This is a genomic window from Cryobacterium sp. MLB-32 (assembly GCF_000738085.1).
GTDB lineage: Bacteria > Actinomycetota > Actinomycetes > Actinomycetales > Microbacteriaceae > Cryobacterium.
On record NZ_JPRS01000125.1, the window covers coordinates 1 to 4,388 of the forward strand.

Sequence of the window (4,388 nt, forward strand, 5' to 3'; positions counted from 1 at the left end):
CGAGTGCGACACCTTCCAGCGCCTTGGTGAGGGCCGAGATCTGGGTGAGGATGTCGATGCAGTATGTTTCCTCATCGACCATGCGGTGGATGCCGCGGGCCTGGCCTTCGATGCGTTTGAGGCGGGCGAGGTACTTGCTTTTGTCACCGATGTAGCCGTGCGTGATGTGGCACGCCTCTGTGGTGGCCTCGGCGGGAGTGATTGTTTCCATGTCGTTGTCCTTTGTTCATCGTTCTTTGCGACGGGACCGTCGTGGTGAGGGGAGCGCGTGCCCGGACCTGCATGGCCCAGGGTATTCCGCGGCCACAGTGTTCCGGGCGCTCGTTCTTGGTATTTACCCGCTCCCCGGTCGAGGTGCGGGTCGGGATGGTTGTCTCATAACAATGGCTGGGGATGGGGGGTGCCGGCTGCGGCAGGCACCACCCCACGATGCTCAAGCGGCCGTGGCGTACTTTGCGGGGGTGGCGTCGAACAGGGGTCCGCAGCCTGCGCAGCAGAACCAGTAGCGGTTGCCCTCGTAATCGCGGAAGAGTCCTGCGGATTCGGCGTCTGCCTTCACAACCTGGCTTCCCGTCATGACAGGGCACTCGGCGAGGTCGTTGCTGCTGGCGCCGAGGAGCTTCTGGGCGGACGGAGGCATGGCGGTGGCTTTGTCGGTAGAGGGGGTGCTGCAACAGCTGTTGCTCATGGAGGGGTTTCCTTTCGGTGGGCCGGGAGTGTTCAAATGCGTTGAGGTGGTTGCCGCTAATCTTATACCCCCAGGGGGTATAAGATTCAACAGGTCTAGAGAGACCCGCTGGACGGAGCGCCATGCGGCGCTGTTCGGGTGGGGCCGGCCGTCTCGGCGTTAAGCTTGACGACTGTGCGCCCCGCGACGACAGGGCACGCGGCGCGGTCCACCTAGCAGTCACGAGTGGGCTGCGATGCGGGCGCGTGCTCTTGGCACACAATTGATCTCGCTTTGGGCGGGGATGATTAAACGCCCTGCAGTTGCCGCACGGGAGTGTGCGGTGCTGAGGTGGACGCTGTGGTGTTCGCGTTGGATTTGAAGGACCGCAGGCGAAGGCTGTTGCTGACGACGAATACGCTGGAGAACGCCATGGCGGCTCCGGCGAGCATCGGGTTCAGCAGTCCGAACGCGGCCAGCGGAATGGCTGCGACGTTGTAGGCGAAGGCCCAGAACAGGTTTGTCTTGATAGTGCCCAGGGTCTTGCGGGACAGGCGGATGGCATCGGCGGCAGAGCGTAGATCCCCACGCACCAGAGTGATGTCCGCGGCTTCGATCGCGACGTCCGTCCCGGTTCCCATCGCCAGGCCCAGGTTGGCCTGTGCGAGAGCCGCCGCGTCGTTGACTCCGTCGCCGACCATGGCCACGACCTTCCCTTCGAACTGCAAGCGGGTAATGACGTCGACCTTGTCTTGGGGCATCACTTCGGCAATGACCTCGGTGATTCCTACCTCCGCCGCGACCTGCTCGGCGACCGCTCGGTTGTCTCCGGTCAGGAGCACCGGAGTGAGCCCGAGCGCTTTGAGCTGGGCGATAGCCTCGGCGCTGGTGGCTTTGACCGCGTCGGCAACGACCAGCACTGCGCGGGCCTCACCATCCCAGGCGACCGTGACTGCGGTCTTGCCTTGAGATTCCGCGGTGGCCTTTGCGAGGGCGAGCGTCCGGGGAAGGTGCAGGGACCAGTCCGCTAGCAGGCTTTCGCGCCCAACGAGCACGGCATGGCCCTCCACGGTGCCTTGCACGCCTTTGCCTTCAACGTTGGCAAACGACTCCGGCACTGGGAGTAAACCGACTTGCTGGGTTGCGCCCTTGGAGATGGCTTGGGCGATCGGGTGCTCGGAGGCGTCTTCCAGCGCGCCGGCCAGCCTCAGGACGTCCTCGCGGGTGGTTCCGTTCGCAGTGAAAACGTCAAGAAGCGTCATCTTGCCCGTAGTAACCGTTCCAGTCTTGTCGAGCACGATCGTGTCGACCTTGTGGGTGGACTCGAGTACTTCCGGGCCTTTGATGAGGATGCCCAGCTGGGCGCCCCGTCCGGTGCCGACCAGCAACGCGGTCGGCGTTGCGAGTCCGAGGGCACAGGGGCAGGCGATGATGAGTACCGCGACGGCGGCCGTGAACGCGGCGCTGAGCGGGAAACCTGCACCGATCCAGGCGCCGAGCACTCCGACGGCGATGGCGATGACGATCGGCACGACGATTCCGGAGACCTTGTCGGCAAGGCGCTGCACCTCGGCCTTGCCCGACTGGGCGTCTTCGACGAGCCTGGCCATCTGTGCGAGCTGGGTGTCCGAGCCGACCCGGGTGGCGCGCACGACCAGACGGCCGCCAGCATTGACGGTTGCGCCGATCACGGCGTCGCCCTCACCGACTTCGACTGGGATTGACTCGCCGGTGAGCATGCTTGCATCCACCGCCGAGGTGCCCGCGACGATCACTCCGTCCGTGGCGATCTTTTCACCCGGGCGAATGACGAACTCATCGCCCACCGTCAACTGCTCGACAGGGATCCTTGTTTCCACCCCGTCCCGGAGGACTGCGACATCCTTGGCACCCATCCCGAGCAGGGCGCGCAGGGCGGCCCCCGCCTGGCGCTTTGACCTTTTCTCGAAGTAGCGCCCGGCCAGGATGAACATGGTCACTCCGGCGGCGACCTCCAGATAGATGTTCCCGGCTCCGTCTGAAGGGTTGATCGTGAACGAGAACCCGTGGGTCATGCCGGGCTGTCCGGCTGTTCCAAGGAACAGCGCGAAGAGTGACCACAGCAGTGCAGCGGACGTGCCGACCGAGACCAGGGTGTCCATCGTGGCCGCGCCGTGGCGCAAGTTGACCCACGCTGCCTTGTGAAAGGGCCAGGCCGCCCACACGATCACGGGCGCGGCTAGAGTCAGGGACGCCCACTGCCAGTAGTTGAACTGCAGCGCCGGGATCATGGCCATCATGATCACCGGCACTGACAGCACGATTGATGCGATCAGTCTGTTCCGCAGCGATGTCAGCTCTGCGTCCGGCTGTACCGCATCGTCGCTCCTCTGGTGGGCTGTTTTCGGCGTGGGGAGCGCCGCCGTGTATCCGGTCTTTTCGACCTCGGCGATCAGCGCCAATGGGTCCAGGCCGGCGGGGGCGGTGATCTTCGCCTTTTCGGTGGCGTAGTTGACGGTCGCGATCACGCCGTCGAGCTTGTTCAGCTTCTTCTCGATCCGCATGGCGCAGGAGGCGCAGGTCATCCCTCCGATTTCTAGTTCGATGGTGTTGTCCAGCGTTTGCGGCTGGATCGATGATGTGGACATGGGTCCTCCTCGGTGGTGCGCTTCCTGATCACGGGATCGGCGAGGTGCGCGGTGTCTATGGTGGTCAGTGCCCGGAATGTTCGGCAGGCTCGCCCGGATCCGCGGACGTGGCGGGGCCGGTGGCGGTGAGGACGAATTGGGCCGTGTGGACCTGTCCGTCGACCTGGAAGTCCAGGTAGAGCAGGTAGCGTCCCGGGGTCGGGGCCTCGGTCATGAATGTCACATCCGGGCCGGAAACAGCACCGGGCCGGGGTTCTTCGCCCTCGGGGTGGACATGCAAGTACGCCAGGTCCCCTTCGCGAAGGGCAACAAGGTGTCCGTAAGAACCCAGGTACGGCTGCAGCGCCGTGACCGGTTCGCCTTCACGGGAAACCGAGAAAGTGAGCAGGGCCTGTTCGCTGGAGCTCAGCGTACCGGTGAGCTCCACGTTGTAGCCATCGACCGTATCCACGGCCGAAATTGGAGCCGGCGTGGCGGGGGCGAATTCTCCGGCGGCCTGGACCGTTCTGGTCAGCGTGATGTTCTGTCCTGTTGCTGCCGGGACGATATCCGCGTAGACCCGGTAGCTGCCGGCGGCGTTCCACTTCCAAGGCAGTGACCATACGCCAAGGGCGTCCAGGGTTGGATGCACGTGGCGGAACTGGGTCCCGTCTGTGCGCACCACGATCAGATGGAGTTTTTTGTCATGGGAGTCCTCGAAGTCGGTGACCGGCGTTCCTTTAGCGTCGGAGATCGTGAACGCGAGTGTTCCCTTCTGGCCTGCAATGCTGGGGGACGAGATCTCCCCTAGGAGGAACCCGTCCTGCTCCATCGACAGGCCCTGCACGGAGACTGCCGGCTGTGTGTCGTTGCTGTCCATGCCACGTTCTTCCGTTGACTGTGCCCACGCCGCCGCGGACTGGGAGGGGACCACTGCGCCTGCGGTAGCGAATGAAGCGACGTATAAAGTCGCCAGTCCTAATCCGAAAAGTCCGAGCTTTACGGGGACCTTCACGGGACACGCACCGCCTCGTAGCCGGCTTCCTCGACCGCTGCGAGGACTGCTGTATCGTCCAGTGCGTCTTGGCCGGTCACGACAAGCATTCCGGTCTTCG

The 4,388-nt window shown here is 64.2% G+C and carries 4 protein-coding genes; all 4 read right to left on the bottom strand.

Features of this window, described 5'->3' with window-relative positions:
• On the bottom strand, positions 1-211 hold a 211-nt coding region (locus JF66_RS12565; protein WP_035878569.1), incomplete at its 3' end, for a metal-sensitive transcriptional regulator.
• Positions 212-433: 222 nt separating this feature from the next.
• Positions 434-688, bottom strand: a complete 255-nt coding sequence (locus JF66_RS12570) for a YHS domain-containing protein (protein ID WP_081882368.1) — start codon at positions 686-688, stop codon at positions 434-436.
• Positions 689-975: 287 nt separating this feature from the next.
• Complete coding sequence (locus JF66_RS12575) at positions 976-3,294, bottom strand: cation-translocating P-type ATPase (RefSeq protein WP_035878579.1); 2,319 nt, start codon at positions 3,292-3,294, stop codon at positions 976-978.
• Positions 3,295-3,358: 64 nt separating this feature from the next.
• Positions 3,359-4,153, bottom strand: coding sequence for a hypothetical protein (locus JF66_RS12580; protein ID WP_231556409.1), 795 nt, complete (start codon positions 4,151-4,153; stop codon positions 3,359-3,361).
• Positions 4,154-4,388: the final 235 nt, after the last annotated feature.